Raw genomic sequence first — 21902 nt, 5'->3', positions numbered from 1 at the left:
ACTTATCCTTTCACTGCTCCTGCAACGAGGCTTTTTTGTACCTGTTCACTCAATAATAAATACATAATAACTGTAGGAATCGTCGCTATCATCAAGCCTGCTCCGATTTCACCCCATTTTGTTGTATACGCTCCTACCATTGACATGATACCTACTGTAAGAGTCTTGAACTCTGCCTTATTGATAAACGTAACTGCAAACATCAATTCATTCCAGGAAGAAATAAATGTGAAAATACTTACTGTCGCAACTGCCGGTCTGATTAATGGAAAAACAATCAGCATAAACATCCTGTAAATTCCGCATCCGTCAATTGCAGCGGCTTCTTCCATCTCCTTTGGCAATGATTCCATAAAACTTGTAAACAGATAAATCGCCATCGGCAAACCAAACGCGATATACGGGATAATCAGTGACGCATAGGAATTTAATAAATGGGTTTTACTCAAAATAATAAACAATGGCAGCAATGCCGCATGAATCGGTACCATCATTCCCATCAATATAATCTTTAATGTTGTCTCTCTCCCTTTCCATATCATTCGTGAAATCGCATATGCCGACATCGCTGATACAATAAGAGTAACGGCAATCGTAATCCCCGTAACAAGCACACTGTTAAAAAAATACTTCATAACATTTGCTTTAAAAAAAGCCGTAACATAATTTCCAAACCGCCAGTGCTTTGGAAGTCCCGCTATATTCCCTCCAAAAATCTCACTATTATCTTTTAACGAAAACTCAAACAGCCAAAAAAGCGGATATACCTGAATAAATGCGAAAATAATCAGAAAAACATGCGTAATACAACTCTTCGCCCTGCCTGTAATTTTTTTATTCATTAATCCTTCTCCTTATCTCTGAAAAATAGACGAAGCACAAACGTAAGAATCATACACTCAATAATTACGAAGATAGCGATTGCACTTCCATAACCATATTTAAATGAGTCAAAAATCGTTTTGTACATATAAATAGTCGGTACCTCTGTTGCAAAGAATGGACCGCCGCCTGTCAAAACGTAGATAAGGTCGAATATTTTCAAAGCTCCAATCAAAGAAAAAGTAACACAAACTTGTAAAATCGGCTTTAATAATGGTATTGTAATTTTCCATGCAATCTGGACTTTGTTCGCCCCGTCAATCCTTGCGGCTTCATTGATATCGGGGGAAATGGATTTAATTCCCGCATACATAATCAGCATATGGTATCCGATATACTGCCAGAGGTTTGGAATAAATGCCGCTGCCAGTGCGGTACTTTCCTGTCCCAGCCAATCCTGCCCCGGTATTCCCAGCATGGAGAGAAAGGCATTTAGCAGGCCATAGTCCCCATTAAAAATTTTCTGCCATAGTTGTCCGATTACAACACTGGAAATAATAACAGGTATAAAAAAGGTTGTACGGTATATTTTTTCTCCTCTGCGTACATTTGTCACAATAATTGCCAAAATCAGAGAAATGGGCAGCTGAATAAGCAGGGAACATGCGGCGTAGAGTAATGAGTTCTTAACGGAATTTAAAAATCTTTCATCTGCAATCAAATCTATGTAGTTCTGAAATCCTATAAACGTTCCCTTTCCGATACCATCCCAATCCAAAAGACTATAATAAGCTGACATACAAATCGGGACAACAACAAAGACAGCCATCAAAAACAGGGTAGGAAACAGGAACAACGCGATTGCCTTCTTATTAGATAATATTTTTTGCATATTAATGCTCTCCTTACAGTAAAGGGGCTACAATAAAATGCAGCCCCTTTTTATACCTTAGTCTTTAATAAAAATCTGAAGGACTCAATTTTGACATACTCTCACAGAATTCCTCTGGTGTAATCTGTAATCCAATCAGTTGAGCCAGCAAATCTTTATAGGTTTCAGAATCTTCTGATGAAAGAATATTATCCCACCATGAAATATAAGATGTTCCTGTTCCCATCAAACCTGCAGACTCGGTATCCAGTGGTGTGAGCCCTGAAGTATCCACACCCGTTGTATCCCAGCACGGAAGTCCTGCTCCCTGCTGATAACCAACCTGACCGATCTTCTTGCTCAAATATTCAAGATATTCCACTGCTTCCTTTGGATGTTCACAATTCGCATTGATATAATATCCGTCTGAGCTGCCGCCGGAGAATTCTGTGATACTGCCTGCACCATCTTTAATTACCGGGAATGCAACACAAGACACCTTACCATTTGTCGGTGAATCCTCTGCCTGAATGGATGGATGTACCCAGTTTGCCTGATAAAGCATTGCTGCCTGTCCTGCCGCAAATCCTTCCACCATTTCATCGTAGCTCATGCTCATCATATTTTTGTTAAAAGCACCTGCATTCACCAGCTCCTGAAGCTTTTCTGCCGCTTCTATAAACGGTTTGGAATTAAATTTTGAAGGATCGCCAAAAGCTTCTTCCAGTCCTGCATTCCCTGCAGTTCTTGCGGAAATAATATCATACATATACATACCAGGCCATCTGTCTTTTTCTCCCAGAATCATCGGGGTATATCCGGCTGCTTTCAGTTTATCAATTGCATCCAGCAGTTCCTCCCAGGTTGTAGGGATCTTCGCGCCTGCTGCTTCAAACATTTCTGTATTGCAGTACAGGTTTGCGAGAAACGTCACTGTAGGAAGTGTATATAACTTGTCATCAAACGTACATCCGTCCAGCATCCCCGGCAGAACACTATTCAAAGTATCTTCACTCACATAATCATCGATAGGAAGAAGATATGACGCATCAATATAAGGCTTCACAAAACTTCCCCCGCTGAACATATATGAGATATCCGGTGCCTCTCCCGCTGCAAATGCAGTTTTAATCTTCGTTTTATACTGTTCTCCCGTAACACCATCCTGTTCAATCGTTATGTTTGGATGCAGCTCATGATATTCTTCTACAGAATCTTCGATAATCTTCTTTACCGGATCTGTGTCTGCCACCGACTGATGCCAGATTGTCAGTGTGATCTGTCCATCTGAATCCTTTGCCGAACCTGATTCATCCTTTGATGAACCGCAGGCTGCAAGCGAAACTGTCATGGAAGCTGCAAGAAGCATTGCTCCCACCTTTCTCATTACCTTTTTCATTTCATTACCTCCTTATGAACGATAGCTTGTTCTTGTATAATTAATTATAATGAAAAAGAACAAGCAAATACATTCATAAACCTTTCAGGAATGTTTCATTTTCTTGTTCTTTTTCATCTCAATATTTCATTATTTTGATTTTGTTTCAATCAATTTTCTATATTCTGTTATCGAATACCCCATCATTTTCTTGAACCAGATACTCAGGTAATGGGCATCCTGTATTCCGATCTGCCTGCCAATATGATAATCTTTTAGATTCGTTGTATGGATGAGCTCGAGCATCTTCAAAAGCCTCATGTCAGACTGTATTTCTACATACTTTTTTCCTGTAAAACTTTTCAACATCTTGCTCAAATGGCTGTTGCTGACAGAAAACTCTGTACTCAAATAATTTAAACTCAATTCTTCCCTGTCAATTTGACTGAGCATAAACAGCAATATTTTCTGTATTGTCATTCCATTGCTGTCTCCACGTTCGATTTTTTTTCTGACAGCTATTTCTACCGCAATATTCCCCAGACAGTACTTCAGATGCTCTGCCGTATAACACCAGGACAACTCTTTATCAAACACAAGGCCACACTGATTGATTTCCAAATCAATACAAAGTTTCTGGCAGCTCATATGTATCTTTCTGCGCAGTTCATAAAGATCTTCTTCATCCGGAATACAGCCTTTCACGATTTCCTGTACTTTTTCCATGCTGCCATTTTGGACTGCTTCTTTTAAATCTTCCCATCCGGGCAGTGCTTTCGCGCCTTCAATTTTCTCTTCCTGCCGTTTCTCCCGTATAAAGGCAAGTGCATCCAGATATGCCGCGCGGAGCATCCCCCACCCTTCAAACGGTTCTGATACTCCGGCTAACAGATGGCATCCTAATTTTGTCCGGATCAGTAATTTTAAAATATCTATACATTCCACAAAAGGAATTTCTGCATTATCAGAAATAATCACAATCCGGTTCCACAGATCTTTTAATACAACAACCCCCTCATCGCTTTCAAAAAATGCACTCGCTTCATCCAGCACCTGGGCAATCAAAGCCACTTCATAAAAACCTTCCTGAACGACCAGAACCGCAATTCTGACTTTATCACAACCTGTTCTGTCAATGGTTACTCCATACTCCAGAAGTTTGGCTTCTACATCTTCTTCTATATCGTCTTCTGCTAAAATCTTGTTAATATAAATATCCCGAAAGGCCGTTTTATGTTTTTCTATTTCATCCCGGAACTGGTTATGCTTTTCCTTCTGCTCGCGAAGCTTTCTAATTTCTTCTGTGGCACGCTCAAGGGCAGAGTTCAGTTCATCTGCCTGCACCGGCTTTAAAAGATAGTCAAAAATTCCCACTTTGATACTTCTTCTGGCGTATTCAAAATCATCATAGCCCGTTACAAGTATAATCTTAACTTCCGGCAGTATCTGCACACACTTTTCACTGAATGAAAGTCCGTCTTCCTCCGGCATACAAATATCACTGATAACGATATCCGGTCTGACGTTCTGAATATCCGCAAATGCATCGGCTCCGTTTGAATATTCCCCTATAATTTCCAGATTTAACCTGTCTGTGTTCATTTTCATGCGGATTAGCTTTCTAATCAGCATTTCATCATCAATAAGAATTACCTTCAGTTTTTCCATAATTCATATTCCCCCAAAACATCGCTTTCCAGATAAATATGTATCTCTGACATATCGCTATTTAATATCTCATATGAAAACGCATCTTCATACAAAAGGCTCAGTCTCTGGATGGTTCCCCTTAAGCCCAGACTGCGCTTCTCGCTGTATGTTTTGCAGGAAGATATCTCATCCATAACCTCTTTTGGGATTCCTTTCCCATTATCTCTCACGCAGATATGTATCTTATCTTGAATTTTCTCAACACAAACCTGAATGTACCCATATTGTTTCCGCTGCCGGATTCCATGCTGAAACGAATTTTCTACCAGCGGCTGAATCGTCAATTTTGGAATATTGTACTTAGCGCATGCTTCATCCAGACGGACATCAAATTTGAAGGTTTCCCCAAACCTTATTTTAAGGATATCCGCATAATCCCTGGCAATCTGTATTTCCTCACTGATTGAAAGAAATTCCCGGCCGCCGCTGACAGATTTTCTATAAAAATCACCAAGCGCCTCGACAAGTTTTGCGCTGTCCCGCATGTTTTCCGTAAGAATAAGCGCCTCTAATGTTTCCAGTGTATTATAAAGAAAATGTGGCTTCATTAATTCCTGCATTTCATTCATTTCTACAATCCGAATGCGCTTCTGCCTTAAAACAGCTTCATGGATCAATCGTTTAATCTCATCGACCATCTTATTGTACCCGTCAAACAATACGCGGAATTCGCTTAAATATGTCCGTTCACTGATTTTGGTGAGTTCTCCGTGTTCCACGTTTTTCATTCTGTCCAGCAGGGCTTGTACCGGTCTTGTCAGAATATTTGCAATTGTGACCGAAATTCCTATAATCAAAATTCCAAGTACAATGATGAGGATGATATTAAACTGTAAGATTTTTTGAAAACTATCCGTTTTTATTACGGGAGAATACCTGATGATTTTCCAGCCCTTCTCATAATTAATAATTCCTGATAAAAAGAATGGCTTTTCGTCAATATTTTCCAAACGCAGCAGTTCACCGTCCGAAGTTTCCAGTTCACTGGCAGTCTGCAGAATACTGTCAGCCGGGCTTATGTCTCCTTCTTTGAAGATTACATCGTTGTTTTCATTTAAAATGATAATCCCATCTTTCCCAGAAATAACACTCTCTGAAATAAGCGATTTTATTTTTTGATTATCAATCTGTACCCCTATCACACCACGGCTTTCAAAAGTATTCAGGTCATTAAATGGCCTTACAAGCACGGAATAATTCTGCCCCTCTCTCTTTTCTGTGAGGAGTTGGACCCTGCCATATTTATCTTTTAGCCAGTCATACTCTGTTGTATTTTCCGAATAAGAATCAGCATGCTCGCCGACAGTCAGTTTCTGTCCATTACGGTCAATCAGCCAGGCAGTATCAATACTTTCCGAGAACTGCATAACCGAATAGATCCTGCTGATCAGAATCTGCTGTTTATTAAAATCTGATACGATATTTCCACTTTTCATCTGGTCCTGAACTACACTGTCCGCCAGGATCAATTTAGAATAATTATCGGCATTCTCAAATACAGTAATCAAAGATGTATCAATTGAATGGAGTGTGGCAATGTTCTCCTGTCCGACAGTTTCAATCTCATACTGTTGATAGTGCCGGATATAAATCATTAAATACACAAATATGCTGAAAAAAATAATGATACTCAGTAAAAATGAAATTTTAAGGCTTAGTTTCAAATTAAGCATAATCTTCAAATCTTCCCCATTTTTCGTGATGGACAATTGCATGCTTTATTCCTTGGTAATAACGCACTTTATGCTGTATATGCAATAGTTGTTCCTGCATTTCGCCGATTCTGTCTGTTAATTCTTTTTCACTGTTCAGAATAAGATCAAGAATTTCCTCAATATTGCCTTCAAGATCATTCTCATACTTGTAAAATTTACATATCTCACTGAGGGACATTCCACAGTCTTTAAAACATTTTATACTTGTAAGCTGCTGTAAATGAACCTCATTGTAAATCCTCAATCCATTCTTATCTCTTTCTACACCTTTAAGCAGGCCTAATTTCTCATAATATCTAAGTGTCGACGCAGGAAATTGTGTGATTTCCGATATAACCCTGATACTGTATTGCTTCATATTCTCCTCCTAAACTATAATTTTGAGCAGAAAAAGCATAACATTTCAAAATGCTGTTGACTTAAAGTCTACTTCAAATGATACGATTTGTAAAGAAAATAAATATTCAAAAAGGAGAAATCAAAATATGAAGTATCGAAACATAGGTAAATGTGGTTTAAAAGTAAGTGAAATCGCTCTTGGAAGCTGGATGACAAATCTGGCCCATCCATCTGCTGTAGAAACAGCCAGAGAAACAATAAAGCTCGCCTTTGACTCCGGTGTGAATTTCTTCGACTGCGCAGATGCATACAGCAGCGGGGAAGCCGAGCGTTTTCTGGGGCAGGCATTAAAGGATTATCCGCGCCACGAACTTGTTATCTCCAGCAAAGTGTATTTTCCCACCGGAGCCGGCATCAACGACCGGGGATTGTCCAGAAAACATATTTTAGAAAATTGCTCCGCTACCCTAAAAAATATGCAGTTAGATTATCTTGATCTATATTATTGCCACCGCTATGACACCGGGACTCCTATGGAAGAAACACTGCGGGCAATGAGCGACCTTGTTTCTCAGGGTAAAATTTTATACTATGGTGTGAGTGAGGAATGGGGGAGTGACAGAATCGAGGAAGCCCAGAGGATTATTGAACGTTACAATCTGTACCCCCTTACAGTGATACAGCCCCAATATAATATGCTGGACCGCTATATTGAGCATTCCCTGCTTGATACCTGCCGAAAATATGGTATCGGAATCACATCTTTTTCACCACTTTCACAGGGCATCCTTACCGGAAAATACAAACGCGGCCAGGCATATCCCGCAGGTTCAAGAGCTGTCCATCAGGCGGATCACCAGGTTGAAAACCTCCTGACAGACCATACCTTTGAAATTGTGGAAAAACTGACAGCCATTTCTGATGACCTGAATATTCCTTTGGCAGTTTTGGCAATGGCATGGATTTTACAGAAAAAAGAAATCAGCTGCATCATCACGGGGGCAAGTTCACCGCAGCAGTTGCAAAACAACTTGTCTGCAAGCGATTATACGATTCCGCAGCCTATTCTCGAGAAAATTGAAGAAATTTTAGACTTTAAAAAATATGAACGGCATGTAGGATAAATCACACAGGGGATGCGGCATGAAGTAATTAGTGCCGCATCCCCTTCTTTTTAATCAATCTGCCAATCTACCGGCTCCACATTGTTCTCCTCCAGAAAACGGTTTGTCTGGCTAAACGGTTTGCTCCCGAAGAATCCCCTGTATGCAGACAACGGGCTTGGATGGGGGGCCTGAAGAATCAGGTGCTTTGGATTATTCAGCATCACCTTTTTCCGCTGCGCCGGGCTTCCCCACAGAATAAACACGATCGGCCGGTCCTGCGCATTAAGTACTTTAATCGCTGCATCCGTAAATTCCTCCCAGCCGATTCCCCTGTGGGAGTTAGCCTGATGTGCCCGAACCGTGAGAACGGTATTAAGCATCAGCACACCCTGTTCGGCCCATTTTGTCAGACAACCGTGATTGGGGATCTCGCAGCCGAGGTCATCGTGAAGCTCCTGATAAATGTTCACCAGTGAAGGCGGGACCTCCACACCTTTTTTTACAGAAAAGCACAGCCCGTGTGCCTGACCGTTATTATGGTACGGGTCCTGCCCCAGAATCACAACTTTTACATCCTTAAGTGGTGTAAGATGAAACGCATTGAATATATCATTTGCGGGCGGAAATATCAGACGGGTATGGTATTCCTGATTCACCGTCTGGAATAAGTTCTTGTAATAATCCTTTTTAAATTCATCTTTTAGTGCTTCATACCAATCGCCATTTATCCCAGCCATGTTCATTTACTCCTATCTTTTATGTTTAATTAATCGAAGGCTCTCTACAGCCTTACTGAAATGCCTTCCTTCTGAAGGTATTCCTTCACTTCCCTGATTTCCAGTTCTTTATAATGGAACAGTGAAGCTGCCAGTGCGGCATCTGCCTTCCCTTCTGTCAGCGCTTCTTTAAAATGTTCCAGTCTGCCGGCGCCGCCTGATGCTATGACCGGGATCGAAACATTTTCCGCAATCGTACGTGTCAGTTCCAGATCATAGCCTGCCTTTGTGCCGTCACAGTCCATGCTCGTCAGAAGAATCTCTCCCGCTCCGAGGCTTTCGACCTTTCTGGCCCATTCGACTGCATCTATACCGACATCGATCCGGCCGCCGTTCTTATAGATATTCCATCCACTGCCATCCTCCCGCTTCTTCGCGTCGATTGCCACAACTACACACTGGCTGCCGAACTTTTCCGCTGCGTCATGGATCAGTTCCGGAGTATTGATTGCAGAAGAATTGATCGAAATCTTATCCGCTCCTTCACGAAGCAGTGCCCTGAAATCTTCTACCGTGCGGATTCCGCCTCCTACTGTAAACGGAATAAATACACACTCCGCCACCTTCCTGACCATATCCACAACCGTCTCCCTTGCATCGGAGGACGCCGTAATATCGAGAAATACCAGTTCATCCGCCCCGGCCTTGTCATAGGCCTTTGCAATCTCAACCGGATCCCCCGCATCCTTTAAATCCACGAAATTAACGCCCTTCACAACTCTGCCCGCATTCACATCCAGACAGGGAATGATTCTCTTTGTAAACATCGCCCTTCCTCCTAAAGTTCCACAAAATTCTTCAGTATTTTTAAGCCTACGTCACTGCTCTTTTCCGGATGGAACTGGCAGGCAAACACATTTCCCGATTCAACGGAAGCGTGGATATGGGTGCTGTATTCCGTGGAAGCCTTCACGATGTTCTCATCCTCCGCCTTCAGATAATAGGAATGCACGAAGTAAACATAGGACTGCTGCGGCACTCCCTGAAACAGTCTGCCATTCCCCCTAAGTTCCAGTGAGTTCCATCCCATATGCGGAATCTTCAGCCCTTCCTGATCCGGAATGCGCAGAATCTTTCCTTTCAGAACTCCAAGTCCCTTTACGCCGGGAGATTCATCGCTCCGCTCGAATAAAAGCTGGAGTCCAAGGCAGATTCCAAGAAACGGAATCTCCCTGGCCACAACTTCATGAATCACTTTATCAAGGCCTCTCTCTCTCAGATTCGCCATAGCATCACCAAAAGCCCCTACTCCCGGCAGGATTACTTTATCTGCCTTGAGAATCGTATCCCGGTCTTTCGTTATCACAACTTCCTGTCCGAGCAGCAGGAGTGCTTTTTCCACACTCTTTATATTGCCCGCGTCATAATCAATTACTGCTATCATAAGTTTTCATCCTTTCCCCTTTTATCCGTGTCCGTATTGCCGGTCCCGATTACAGGCACCGGGGCTGTGTCAACCGCATCCAGATCGTTGATATATTTCCTTGTCTCCGACACAATGAGCGGAGACAAAAGCAGTACCGCAATCAGGTTGGGAATCGCCATAAGTGCATTCAGTGTATCCGCTATCAGCCACACCAGATCAAGTGCCACAACAGGTGCTATAGCCGCTACAAGCACATAGAGGATTCTATAAGGGATTAATCCCCGTTTCCCTGCAAAGTATTCCACGCACCGTTCCCCGTAATATGCCCATCCCAGAATCGTGGAATAGGCAAAGGATATGATCCCCACCACCAGAATAATAGGCCCCACATAAGGAATCTGTGCAAAAGCCTTTGAGGTCAGTATACCCCCGTTTGCAATCTCATTGGCATTAATCGCGGGATTCTTCATAATCGTCGATACAAGGACCAGTCCTGTCATCAGACAGACAACCACCGTATCCCAGAAAGTCCCTGTCGAGGATACAAGCGCCTGGCGGACCGGATTTCTCGTCTGGGCAGCCGCTGCCGCGATCGGTGCCGATCCCATGCCTGATTCGTTGGAAAACAGTCCTCTTGCCACACCATATTGTATTGCCAGCCTGAGTCCCCCGCCAATAAGCCCGCCTGCTGCTGCACCTTTCGTAAAAGCAAGCCGGCAGATCGTCGTAACCGCAGGAATGATATAATCATAATTAATGCATAAAATTGCAATACATCCGATGACATAAAATATAGCCATAAAGGGGACCAGCTTCTCACAGACTTTGGCAATACTTTTGATCCCGCCGAATATGACAATCGCTGTCAAAAACGCTGTTACCAGCCCTACCATCCACGGTTTGATCCCCAGATTCTCCTCACAGACCGCTGCAATTGCATTGACCTGTGTCGCACAGCCAATCCCGAAAGAAGCAAATCCTGCGAAAACAGCGAAGATCATGCCGAGCCAGCGCATATTCAATCCTCTCTCCAGAGCGTACATTGCCCCGCCCTGCATTCTGCCATCCGCTGTCTTAACCCGGAATTTCACTGCTATCAGTGACTCCCCATATTTGGTAGCAATCCCGAACACGCCCGTCAGCCAGCACCAGAGCACAGCTCCCGGTCCTCCAAGGGCCACTGCCGTACCCACACCTATGATATTCCCCGTCCCGATCGTAGAAGCAAGGGCCGTTGTCAATGCCCCAAACTGACTGACCTCCCCCTCTGCATCAGGATCTTTGGACACGGACAGACGGATTCCTTTTGAAATCGTTTTGCGTTGGATGAATCCTGTGCGGATCGTAAGAAAAACATGGGTCCCAAGGAGCAGTGCAATCATACCCCATCCCCATACTACATCATTAATTGACTTTATAATTGTATTTAATGTCTGATACATAATAATCTCCTCTCTCATCCTCTCAATGACTTTCCAAAAAATGAGACAGTCTGAAACCACTGTTCACACAGCACTTATTATGTAATAAGGCATACAATATACCGACTGTTGCCAGTTGGCACGTTGTATGCCTTAATAGTAGCATTTTAACGCATTTTCTTACGTTTTTCAAGATTTTTTACTTACCGGTTCCATTTTCCCGGAATCCAGTTCAAACCAGAATTCTACCCCGTTCTCGAAATTTCTGACACCATAATCCCGGTGAAAAGATTCCATAATCGCCTTAACTATTGAGAGCCCGATTCCATTCCCGCCATACTCCCGGGTATGGGCCTTATCCACTTTGTAGAACTTATCCCAGAGCTTCCCGAGATCTTCCTCCGGTATTGGCTTGCCGCTGTTAAATACGGAGACTCTTACAGTCTCTTCCTTTGATGTTATCCGGATTTCAATCCGCTTTTCATTCTCAACATGGTGGATCGCATTCGTAATATAATTACGCACTACCTGTTCTGTCTTAAATTCATCCGCCCATACGCAGACCGATTCGTCTGCAATGAAGTCGACCGTCGCCTCTGCCTGCTGTATTAAAATCTCGCAGCTTGCGAGTACCCCCCGTATCAGTCCTGCAATGTCAAACCGTTCGAATTCCACGTCATCATCCCCGAATTCGAGCTGGTTCAGAATCAGCAGGTTCTTGACCATCTGATTCATCTTCGCTGCTTCATCCATGATGACATCACAGTAAAAGTCACGGCTCTCCGGATCGTCATTCACACCTTCCTTCAGCCCTTCCGCATACCCCTGAATCAGCGCAATCGGTGTTTTCAGTTCATGAGAAACATTCCCGAGGAATTCCGTACGCATATTTTCCAGTTTTTCTTTCCGTTCAATATCCTTCTGAAGCCGGTTATTCGCACTTTTCAGCTCAGATATCGTCTTTTCCAGCCTTTGGGACATCACATTGAAGTTCCTGCCCAGGACTCCGATCTCATTATCACCGCCGCTTGTATATTTGGCATCAAAGTCCAGATTCGCCATACGCTGTGACAAGATGGCAAGTTCCTTGATCGGTTCGCTTATCTTTCTGGAGAAGAAACATACCAGAATCCCACCAAGCAGGATAGCGATTGCCCCCATATAAACAAGGAACTTATTCGCCAGATCTGCGCTCTCCCGGATGCTTTCCAGAGGACTCCGCATGACAAATATAGAATCGTCAGACATGTTCCCCCACATCTCAAGATATTCCGTACCATTCACGAAATCTTTTGTCTTATAGATTTTGTAAGTATCCGTACTTTTCAGTGTCTTACCATTATCCTGGTTTTTATCAAAAATATACGCCAGCAGCTTCACATAGAGCGGGCTGCTCCCGTCCCTTACTGTAGAAAACACGATGGACCCGTCAGTCTGCACGACTATAACAGAGATGTTACTCTTCTCTGTCTGCCTCCCAAGCTTCTCCGTCACTGAATCATCTCTGATCTCGTTCTGCTTGATCGCTTTATCGATAGAACTGTACATATTCGTCAGGTCCGCCTGTTTATGGACGATATAGTATTCCTCCAGAAACCCGGAGTTCACGACAAACATCAGCACGAGTATAAACACAATCAGACCGACAAAGACAACCATCATCTGCCGCCTTATGGAATGTTTCATGCTTCCACCTCGAATTTATATCCCATCCCCCAGATGGTCTTAATGTATTCCCCTTTATCGCCGAGCTTGCTCCTTAACTTCTTGACATGGGTATCAATGGTACGGGCATCCCCGAAATAATCATAATTCCATACATTATTCAGAATCTTCTCCCGGGAAAGTGCAATGCCCTGATTCTCAACAAAATATGTGAGCAGTTCAAATTCTTTGTAGCTTAAGTCAATAGCCTTATCGTCTATTTTAACGATGTGTGCAGCTTTATCTATCATAATACCGCCTGCATCTATCACATCTGAGGCTTCAATCCCTTTCGTCCGCCTGAGAATGGCCTCCACTCTCGCCACAAGGATCTTCGGACTAAACGGTTTTGAAATGTACTCATCGACTCCCAGATCGAATCCCTGGAGTTCATCCCGTTCTTCGGAACGTGCGGTCAGCATAATAACAGGCACCTTAGAGTGCTCCCTGATCTCCCTTAAAACCTGCCATCCGTCCATCTTTGGCATCATAACATCCAGTATAATCAGGGCAATTTCCTTATCCTCATAAAAAATATCCATAGCCTCCATGCCGTCTCCGGCCTCCAGCACAATATATCCTTCCCTTGTCAGGAAATCCTTCACAAGCTTACGCATCCTGCTTTCATCATCTACAACTAAAACTTTGACTTTTTCCATCCTGATCGTCTCCTATCCGCATGATTACTCTGTTTATTACTTTTTGTATCATAACAGGTAAATATGGCAAAACTGTGAAAATACGCGCCCTGCGGGCATAAACAGTAACTTTTATTCCACACTTTTCAAAGATTCAACCATATTGATCCTCTTAAGTTTAAAATACATCACCGCATTAACGAAAAGCGAGAATCCGATTGTAATCAAAAAACTATAAACAAAACTACTCGGATCAATCTCCCGGCCGAACATCACCGAATCAATCTCAACCGTTACGATGACAAATTGATGCAGCAATTTTCCAAGGAACATTCCGAAAAGGGCACCAATCACAGTCAGGATGATATTCTCCCTGTACACATAAGCCGATACTTCATTATCATAAAATCCCAGTACTTTCAATGTGGCCAGTTCTCTCTGCCGTTCCGTAATGTTGATATTATTCAGATTATAGAGTACGACAAAGGCAAGCATTCCTGCTGAAATCACGAGTACAATCAGAACGATATCCAGACTGCTAAGCATGCTGTCCAACTGGTCCTGAAGTGTATTTGTATAGCTGACACTCAAAGCCCCTTTCGTCTCCAGAATAGATTCTCCAACCTTTTCTATCTGGCCCTCTTTTCCGGCCTTCATTTTATAGTAGATCGAATTATAGTCCGGGGCTTTCCCGTAAAGTTCCTCATATAATCCGGGTGTCATATAGAGATAATGCCCCATGTAGTTCTCACATATATTTTCTATTCTGACCTCAATCTCACCCTTATCATCATCTTTAATCCTGATAGTATCACCGGCTTTTACGTCCAGTGTTTTTGCCATCTTTTCATTCAGGATGGCGCCCTTGTCATCCAGTTTATAATGTTCACCCGTAATCCGGTTCTTAAACACGACAAAATCTGAAAATCCCTCCACATTGCGCGGTACATTCAGATATACATCCTTCGTTACCTTGCCGTGGCTGACCTCTATCTGCTGGAGAAGGTTCTCCGCCGTGCTTTCCACCCGTGAGTCGGATGTCAATATGTCGAAGGATTCCTCTTTCTGCTCATTGGATGCATCCTCATCAAGAATGATGTTTCCGTCATAGAGCTGAATATCATTATACTGGAATACCGCAATATCAAAGATTGAGTCTTTCAGTCCAAATCCGACCAAAAGCAGTGCCATACAGCCGCCGATTCCAAAAACGGTCATGAAAAACCTCTTTTTATAACGGATCAGGTTTCTTACGGTTGCCTTCCAGATAAAACTCAGATGCTTCCATATAAATGGAATCCTTTCCATAAATACACGTTTTCCCTGCTTCGGTGCCGGCGGGCGCATCAGTTCTGCCGCCTGTTCCCTCATCTCATTAAAACAGGAGAAAATCGTTGCAAGCAGCGTACACGCCAGTGCGGCTGCCGATGCAGTCAGACCGTAGAACATATTATACGGGATCTCGACGTTCGGCATATGCTGGTACATTATCCCGTATGCAGTAATAATAATATAAGGAAGTATTTTCTCACCAATCAGAATTCCCAAAATACTTCCACTGACGGTTGCCAGGCAGGCATAGCCGAGATATTTCCCGGCAATCGAATGCCGCTCATATCCCAGTGCTTTCAGCGTACCAATCAGAGTCCTTTGTTCCTCCACCATACGTGTCATGGTTGTCAGGCTGATCAGTGCAGCCACGAGGAAGAACAATACCGGGAATACCTGGCCGATCGCCTTCATACGGTCTGCATTTTCCCCATACCCTGTGTATTCTGTCAGGGTGCTCCTGTCATAGATGTACCATTTTGCATGGTCAATCTTTCTGATGTCATCTTCTGCATCCTGAATCTTCTTCTCGCCATCCGCAATCTTCGTGTCCGCTTCTTTTTTCGCGTCGTCATACTCTTTCTGTGCATCATTTAATTCCTGCTCTTTTGAGGAAATCTCACTCTCTGCATCAGCAAGATCATTACGTCCCTGTTCAACCTGAGCCCATCCGTCATTGATCTGCTGCTGTCCGTCATTGAGCTGGGCGGCTGCCTCCTCAATCTGGGCGCGGGCAGCCTCGATCTGCTGGTCACCTTCGGCTATTGACGCCTCCATCACCTGAAGCGTCCCAAGCGTCTGCGGGTCTGTCATCCCGCTTGAAACAAGTGCGGCGTACTGTTCCTTCGCCTGGTTCAGCTCTTCAATCTTTTCATTCAACGTATCAGTCTGTGCATTTAAATCTGCATAGCCCTGATCTACCTCTGCCTGCTTCTCATTCAGCTGGTTACTGGAATCTTCCAGTTTTGCGTAACCGTCTGCAATCTCGGTCCTTGCATCATTCAGCTTGTTTCTGCCGTCGTCCAGCTTTGCTTTTGCATCATTTAGCTTCTCATTTGCTTCCTGTCTGGCATCGTCTAATTCTTTCTTGGCATCGTCCAGCTTTTCATTGGCTTCATCTACAATTTCCTTGTACCTAGCATTTTCCCTCGTCTTACGGATCTTCTCGACTTCATCCATCACAGCCTCAACTCTGTCATCATATTCATCCGTAAATGCAGTCAGCTCTTTCGCCCCGTCGACTGCTGCATACAGCTCCGTATACACATCCATATCAAAACTGCTTTCAGGGACACAAACGAATCCACTGACGGAACCTGTCCCGATCGTACTGCTGCCTCTGTGGAAAGAAATGTAGCACGGACTGCTCACACTCCCCACAATTGTAAAAGTGTCATTCTTCAGCGTATCCTTAATGTCATCGTCATTACCGGATGTAAATGTAATCTTGTCGCCGATCTTATACTCACTGGAAGATAAGAAATCCACATCCACAGCGCACTCGCCGCTTTTCTGCGGAAGCCGCCCCTCTTCCACAGTTACTTCATTCATGGAAGGAAGAAGCGATGTAATATGTACTACCTTTTTGCTGTCATATACACTGCACAACGCGTCCGTTGAATAACCGGCCTCAGCCTTCTGGATACCGTCGACCTCCTGAAGCGCTTTCAGATCGTCTTTTGTCAGGCCCAGTGTGCTGACTACCTTAATATCCATCAGATTCTTCTCATCAAAGTAAGCGTCGCCCGAGAGACGCATATCCGGCTCCGCAGAGCGGATTCCGGAGAAGAATGCAACCCCGATTGCAACAATAAAAAATATAGAAAGAAAACGCCCGAGGCTGCGGCGTATTTCCATATAAAAATCTTTTCTCAGTGCCTTCTTACTCATATCTTAGCCCTACCATTCAATTTCGTCTATTGATCTCGGATTCTCGTTCACTTCCATGCTTGAAACTTTTCCGTTCTTGATCCTGATCAGTCTGTCTGCCATTGGTGCAAGTGCTGAATTATGAGTGATAACGATCACTGTCATGCCGCGCTCCCGGCACATGTCCTGAAGCAGTTTTAAGATAGATTTCCCTGTATTATAATCCAGCGCCCCTGTCGGCTCATCACAGAGCAGAAGCTTCGGGTTCTTTGCCAGTGCCCGGGCGATGGATACCCGCTGCTGCTCCCCGCCTGAGAGCTGTGCAGGAAAGTTATCCAGGCGGTCCCCAAGTCCCACTTCCTCCAGAACCTCTCTTGCATCCAGTGGGTTTTTACAAATCTGCAGGGCAAGCTCAACATTCTCCAGTGCCGTCAGATTCGGCACCAGATTATAAAACTGGAACACGAAACCAATATCATTCCTGCGGTATCCCGTAAGCTGTCTCGAATTAAAACCTGTGATATCCTCCCCGTCGACAGTAATCCTGCCGTCCGTGGCCGTATCCATTCCGCCCAAAATATTCAGTACCGTCGTCTTTCCGGCACCACTGGGACCTACGATTATGACAAATTCCCCCTTGTTGATTGCAAAGTTAATGCCATCTACTGCGCGGATTTCCACTTCCCCCATTTTGTATACTTTCGTTATTTCTTCAAGTTTTACGAAATCATTCATAATGCTTCTCCTCGTCTGTCTGATATTCCCCCGTTAAATATTGATATTATAACATGAACCGTTGCAAAAGAGAGTGTGAATTCGTTATTATTTAATAAAAAATTTAAGCAAAAAAATCAACCGTTCAGCTATTTAAACGGTTGATTCTAAATCCTTTTATTTTCAATTAGCAGCCGGTCCCCAGATCAGGCAGAATATCCTCCGTCTCTGATTTAATTCCCTGTAAGCTGCCCGTTAGCCTTTACAGCCTTACGAAACAGCAGAAGTCCCACCAAAAACATGACAGATAACGCACTCACCCCAATATTCACATTGCCGGTAAGCTGGCTCAATACAGATACAAATGCAGTTCCGAATATAGAAGCCCCTTTCCCACAGATATCATAGATACCGAAATATTCCCCCGACTTTTCCGCCGGAATGATCTTGGCAAAATAGGAACGTGACAGGGCCTGAATCGTCCCCTGAAACATTCCGACAAGCACTGCCAGTATCCAGAAATCAAGCTGCGTATCCAGCCAGTATGCATAAATAGCGATCCCCAGATATGCCGCAATACAGATTGTGATAATCGTTGTGGATGATATCTTCTTTGACAGCCTGCTGAAAATAAGTACACAGGGGAAAGCAACGATCTGCGTTAAAAGCAGTGCAAGCAGCAGCCCCGTGCTGTCCAGCCCCAGTGCCTGACCATAGGCCGTAGCCATATCAATTACTGTATAAACGCCGTCAATATAGAAAAAGAATGCAATCAGAAAAATAAGAATATGCTTTTCCTTCGCGATATCTTTAAATGTATGCCCCAGACGGCTGAAGCTGTTCTTCACAATATGTTCTGTTGTCTCCACAAAATACTTTTGTTTATAAGACCTAAGCAGCGGAAAGGCTGACAGCAGCCACCAGACCGCCGTAATCAGGAAGGCGATGGCCATCGACGTCTGCATCCCAAGCCCGAGCTTTCCGGCGCCAAGCACCACCCCGAGGCTCGCCACAAACGGAATACAGCTCCCGATATATCCCCATGCAAACCCCTGTGAGGATACTATGTCCATCCTCTCCGGCTCGGTCACGTCTGTAAGCATGGCATCATAAAAAATGAGGCTGGAGGAATATCCTGTCTTAGCCAGAATAAAAATACCGAGAAACCAGATCCAGGAGGATATAAACCCCATAACAACACATCCTATGACACCCACACCCAGACAGACAGAAAAAATAACCTTCTTGTAATTCTTCGTATCCGCAACAGCTCCCAGTGTAGGACCCAAAATTGCAACAAGCAGGGTGCAGATCGATGTTGCATATCCCCAGTATGCCAGATAATTGACTGATGATATCCCTGCCTGATCGGCAAGGTGGTTAAAATAAATTGGGAAAATCGTTGCTACCAGCATAACGAATGCTGAATTCCCCACATCATACAGTACCCACTTCTTCTCCAAAGCCGTCATTTTAAATTTCATAGCCTTCCCCCTCACATCATTTGAGTCTTCCTGAAAAACAAATGCTTCCGGTCATCCCCGCCTATAGCGGCAGTGATTCCCAGTTGTCTCCGGCACCGAATGTCTCATGGAACCGTCCCGGCAGTTCTGCCTTTTGAAACAGTGTCTTCTGATATTGAATGATCAGTCCTGCAGCCAGAGGCACCGCTCCTGCATAAAGCTTCTTCAGAAGCAGGCAGTACTCTGCACATGCCGGATTCGGCTCCTCACTCATGACCATGCCATGCTTGGAATCATAACATCTGGCCGCCTTCATCGCCGTAAAGAGTACCTTTCTCCGTCCTTTGGTCGGTGCCATCAGAAGCTTATGAAACGTAATCATGGAGCTCAATGCCTTCTTGACCGTCTCTGCCTCCAGTCCGTCAAAAAACGGAGCGATAACCTTCGCATTCTCCATATCCGGATGTATATGCTTCGTCCCAAGATATGTGAGAGGATTGATATGGTCCTCTGTCAGCAGATAACGGTCGAACTCCATCTCCAGCTCAAAATGACTGATTCCGCTGACCTGAATCATCTTTTCAATGTACTTGTGGCACTCACTGTCCAGTGCAAAATGACAGATAAAACCATACATATAAGCTCTTGCCGCCGCAGGATTCTCAGACTTTTCGATCACATCCACTGCATTTTTGAAAAACTCATCGGCCATCTTATCATGGAGTGCATACCCCTGCGCACTCACCGGATTCTCAGAAAGCGCTTTATAATAGAACAGAATATCCGGCCCGTGCAGCCCTATATCAAACAGTGCCCTGTTGTTCTCAACCGATGTCTCAAGCGGTCTCGGAAGGGCGCTGATTACATCTTTTCCGAATTTGTAATGTGCATACGTTGTTGGCATAGTAAAAGACCTCTTTTCCTCTTATTATTATCATTGTAAGCACTTAATGCCCTTATTCGCGGCATCTTCATGCTATGTAAAAAATATCCGGCATGTGAGCAGTATCCACAGCTTTCTATTCTCAGTTGTCCCCCTCTTGACAGAACTTCATTCCAAAAACTTCATACTGTCTACATCATTATACCTTATATAAGGATAATAGTTCAACAAATATAACGCAAAGTAAATCCTTTTACATACTATCACACATTTCTGTTCATGAAACCACTATTTTATGTAAAATTCAGGTAAACTATAACGCTCTAAAAATTGTCACATTAAGGAAAGAAATGTAATTTTCCCTGAATGCCTTGACTTTACGGGACCTTTTCTATAGAATGGATATGCAGAAACATCTAAGGGCTTGTACTGGTTTCGACAGGGATCTTGAAGATGGAGAAGCTATCCGCAGGCTGATGCGTTAAATCGCAAACTTAAAATTAAACGCTAACGATAATTTCGAATTAGCTGCGGCCTAATTGCCGCATGTCGGCTCTGTGGCACTCACACCACGGAAATCCGGCATCAACGATGTGAGAAACGATATTGGCAAAGCTTTGAGCCGATAGGCGTATCATGAAGCTACTGAAACCGTAAGGGTGTTAGTTCCCGTGCGGCAGAGGGAATGAAAAAGAACTGACTATGATAGTAGAAGTACATGGGATAGGTTTTTGGACGCGGGTTCGATTCCCGCCAGGTCCACTATTGCGGGGAACGGCGAACATTCGCCTGTTCCCCCTTTTTAAGATTTTAGCTATTTTATAATTAGACCAGATATGGCTTCATACTCACCTCCTTTTATTCTTTTGCATAACTTTCCATTTACTTTGTTAATTCAAATATGTTATTGTATAATTAGATTATGGATAAGGGAGGAATTTTATGAAAAAGAGATTATTAGCAATTATTATGGCCGCTGCTATGGCATTTTCATTTACTGCATGCGGAACTTCAGATGGCAAATCAACATCCGCTGAAGATGTCAAAGAAAAGTTAGGGGATACACTGAAAGACCTTTCTGGAAAAGAGGAGGAAAAACCAGCAGATGTAGCGAAAGAACATTATGAAATAGATTTATCTGCCGGAAATTATATCGCAGGTACCGATATCCCTGTAGGTACATACAATATAACAGCAACCGGGGGATCCGGTAATGTCTCTTCATCTAATATGTTTACCGGAGGTTTAAATGAGAATGGGCTCTCCTGCCGAAGAAGGGTATTCCATTGATTCTTTTAACGGATTGAAAATGGAATCTGGTGTCACATTAACACTGGGCAGTACTGTAACTATTCATTTAGTTTCTGAAGATGCCGAAGTTTCCTCAGTTACTCCAAGGACTGTTGCCGATGCTACTCCAATTGATTTAGGTGCTGGAAACTATACGGCAGGAACTGATTTTCCTGCCGGGACATATAATCTGATTGCTACCAGCGGCAGTGGAAATGTAAGTTCCGATAATATGTATCAGGGTGGTTTGAATGAAATTATGGGAAATCCAGCAGAAGCAGGGTTTAGCATATCACAATATAATAATGCAATTTTTGAAGAAGGTACTGTACTTTCTGTTTCTGGTGCATCCATACAATTAGTTCCTGTAGGAGAATAAATATAAACTAAAGCGTCCCTGCACCCATAGGAACAGCTTAAGATATACCCATTCAAAAAGGGGCTGTCGCATCAATTGATATGCTCCCTTCTAGGTAGACAAGTGAAATAATAAAAACTTGTTTGCTTA

General features: G+C 43.6%; 19 protein-coding genes and 1 other RNA gene. 4 read left to right on the top strand and 16 right to left on the bottom strand.

Annotated elements, in window-relative coordinates:
- Positions 1–2: 2 nt before the first annotated feature.
- The 6 genes from ABIN22_RS18740 to ABIN22_RS18715 form a co-directional block, all read right to left on the bottom strand.
- Complete coding sequence (locus ABIN22_RS18740; protein ID WP_346910475.1) at positions 3–842, bottom strand: carbohydrate ABC transporter permease; 840 nt, start codon at positions 840–842, stop codon at positions 3–5.
- Complete coding sequence (locus ABIN22_RS18735) at positions 842–1714, bottom strand: carbohydrate ABC transporter permease (RefSeq protein WP_346910473.1); 873 nt, start codon at positions 1712–1714, stop codon at positions 842–844. Before ABIN22_RS18735 ends, ABIN22_RS18740 begins: the two co-directional genes overlap by 1 nt.
- A gap of 64 nt (positions 1715–1778) precedes the next feature.
- Positions 1779–3092 carry an extracellular solute-binding protein gene (locus tag ABIN22_RS18730; protein ID WP_346910471.1) on the bottom strand — a complete coding sequence of 438 codons (1314 nt, stop codon included), beginning with the start codon at positions 3090–3092 and terminating at the stop codon, positions 1779–1781.
- A gap of 129 nt (positions 3093–3221) precedes the next feature.
- Positions 3222–4739, bottom strand: coding sequence for a response regulator transcription factor (locus ABIN22_RS18725; RefSeq protein WP_346910469.1), 1518 nt, complete (start codon positions 4737–4739; stop codon positions 3222–3224).
- On the bottom strand, positions 4727–6454 hold the full coding sequence (locus ABIN22_RS18720; protein WP_346910466.1) for a sensor histidine kinase: 1728 nt from the start codon (positions 6452–6454) through the stop codon (positions 4727–4729). Before ABIN22_RS18720 ends, ABIN22_RS18725 begins: the two co-directional genes overlap by 13 nt.
- Positions 6447–6854 carry a MerR family transcriptional regulator gene (locus tag ABIN22_RS18715; RefSeq protein WP_346910464.1) on the bottom strand — a complete coding sequence of 136 codons (408 nt, stop codon included), beginning with the start codon at positions 6852–6854 and terminating at the stop codon, positions 6447–6449. Before ABIN22_RS18715 ends, ABIN22_RS18720 begins: the two co-directional genes overlap by 8 nt.
- Positions 6855–6981: 127 nt before the next feature.
- Here ABIN22_RS18715 and ABIN22_RS18710 point away from each other — a divergent pair, with 127 nt between their 5' ends.
- Positions 6982–7959 (top strand): aldo/keto reductase family protein, encoded by a 978-nt coding sequence (locus ABIN22_RS18710; RefSeq protein WP_346910462.1) that lies wholly within the window; start codon positions 6982–6984, stop codon positions 7957–7959.
- Between the two features lie 50 nt (positions 7960–8009).
- Here ABIN22_RS18710 and ABIN22_RS18705 read toward each other — a convergent pair whose 3' ends face one another.
- The 10 genes from ABIN22_RS18705 to ABIN22_RS18660 form a co-directional block, all read right to left on the bottom strand.
- Positions 8010–8678: a uracil-DNA glycosylase gene (locus ABIN22_RS18705; protein ID WP_109731278.1), complete on the bottom strand. Its 669-nt coding sequence runs from the start codon at positions 8676–8678 to the stop codon at positions 8010–8012.
- A gap of 44 nt (positions 8679–8722) precedes the next feature.
- Positions 8723–9484 (bottom strand): imidazole glycerol phosphate synthase subunit HisF, encoded by a 762-nt coding sequence (gene hisF, locus ABIN22_RS18700; RefSeq protein WP_109731279.1) that lies wholly within the window; start codon positions 9482–9484, stop codon positions 8723–8725.
- Positions 9485–9495: 11 nt separating this feature from the next.
- Positions 9496–10101 (bottom strand): imidazole glycerol phosphate synthase subunit HisH, encoded by a 606-nt coding sequence (gene hisH, locus ABIN22_RS18695; RefSeq protein ID WP_346910459.1) that lies wholly within the window; start codon positions 10099–10101, stop codon positions 9496–9498.
- The gene (locus ABIN22_RS18690) at positions 10098–11525 is read right to left on the bottom strand and encodes an alanine/glycine:cation symporter family protein (RefSeq protein WP_346910457.1); all 1428 of its coding nucleotides are present in this window, start codon (positions 11523–11525) and stop codon (positions 10098–10100) included. The genes hisH and ABIN22_RS18690 overlap by 4 nt, the downstream gene beginning before the upstream one ends.
- 168 nt (positions 11526–11693) lie before the next feature.
- Positions 11694–13190: a sensor histidine kinase gene (locus tag ABIN22_RS18685; protein ID WP_346910455.1), complete on the bottom strand. Its 1497-nt coding sequence runs from the start codon at positions 13188–13190 to the stop codon at positions 11694–11696.
- A complete protein-coding gene (locus ABIN22_RS18680; protein WP_109731282.1) occupies positions 13187–13867 on the bottom strand; it encodes a response regulator transcription factor in 681 nt (226 codons plus the stop codon). The genes ABIN22_RS18685 and ABIN22_RS18680 overlap by 4 nt, the downstream gene beginning before the upstream one ends.
- A gap of 111 nt (positions 13868–13978) precedes the next feature.
- Positions 13979–17065: an ABC transporter permease gene (locus ABIN22_RS18675; RefSeq protein ID WP_109731283.1), complete on the bottom strand. Its 3087-nt coding sequence runs from the start codon at positions 17063–17065 to the stop codon at positions 13979–13981.
- Positions 17066–17074: 9 nt separating this feature from the next.
- Positions 17075–17779 (bottom strand): ABC transporter ATP-binding protein, encoded by a 705-nt coding sequence (locus ABIN22_RS18670; RefSeq protein WP_118621527.1) that lies wholly within the window; start codon positions 17777–17779, stop codon positions 17075–17077.
- A gap of 212 nt (positions 17780–17991) precedes the next feature.
- Positions 17992–19242 (bottom strand): MFS transporter, encoded by a 1251-nt coding sequence (locus ABIN22_RS18665; RefSeq protein WP_346910452.1) that lies wholly within the window; start codon positions 19240–19242, stop codon positions 17992–17994.
- Between the two features lie 61 nt (positions 19243–19303).
- Positions 19304–20125 (bottom strand): zinc dependent phospholipase C family protein, encoded by an 822-nt coding sequence (locus tag ABIN22_RS18660; RefSeq protein ID WP_109731286.1) that lies wholly within the window; start codon positions 20123–20125, stop codon positions 19304–19306.
- Between the two features lie 399 nt (positions 20126–20524).
- Between ABIN22_RS18660 and ssrA the strand changes: the two genes are divergently transcribed.
- From ssrA to ABIN22_RS18645, 3 genes are all read left to right on the top strand, one after another.
- Positions 20525–20869, top strand: a transfer-messenger RNA (tmRNA) gene (gene ssrA / locus ABIN22_RS18655).
- Positions 20870–21046: 177 nt separating this feature from the next.
- Positions 21047–21394 (top strand): hypothetical protein, encoded by a 348-nt coding sequence (locus ABIN22_RS18650; RefSeq protein ID WP_346910449.1) that lies wholly within the window; start codon positions 21047–21049, stop codon positions 21392–21394.
- Positions 21354–21773 (top strand): hypothetical protein, encoded by a 420-nt coding sequence (locus tag ABIN22_RS18645; RefSeq protein ID WP_346910447.1) that lies wholly within the window; start codon positions 21354–21356, stop codon positions 21771–21773. Before ABIN22_RS18650 ends, ABIN22_RS18645 begins: the two co-directional genes overlap by 41 nt.
- Positions 21774–21902: the final 129 nt, after the last annotated feature.

The organism is Faecalicatena orotica (assembly GCF_905197545.1).
Classification (GTDB): Bacteria; Bacillota; Clostridia; order Lachnospirales; family Lachnospiraceae; genus Faecalicatena_A; species Faecalicatena_A orotica.
This window is presented reverse-complemented; position numbering and strand designations above follow the sequence as displayed.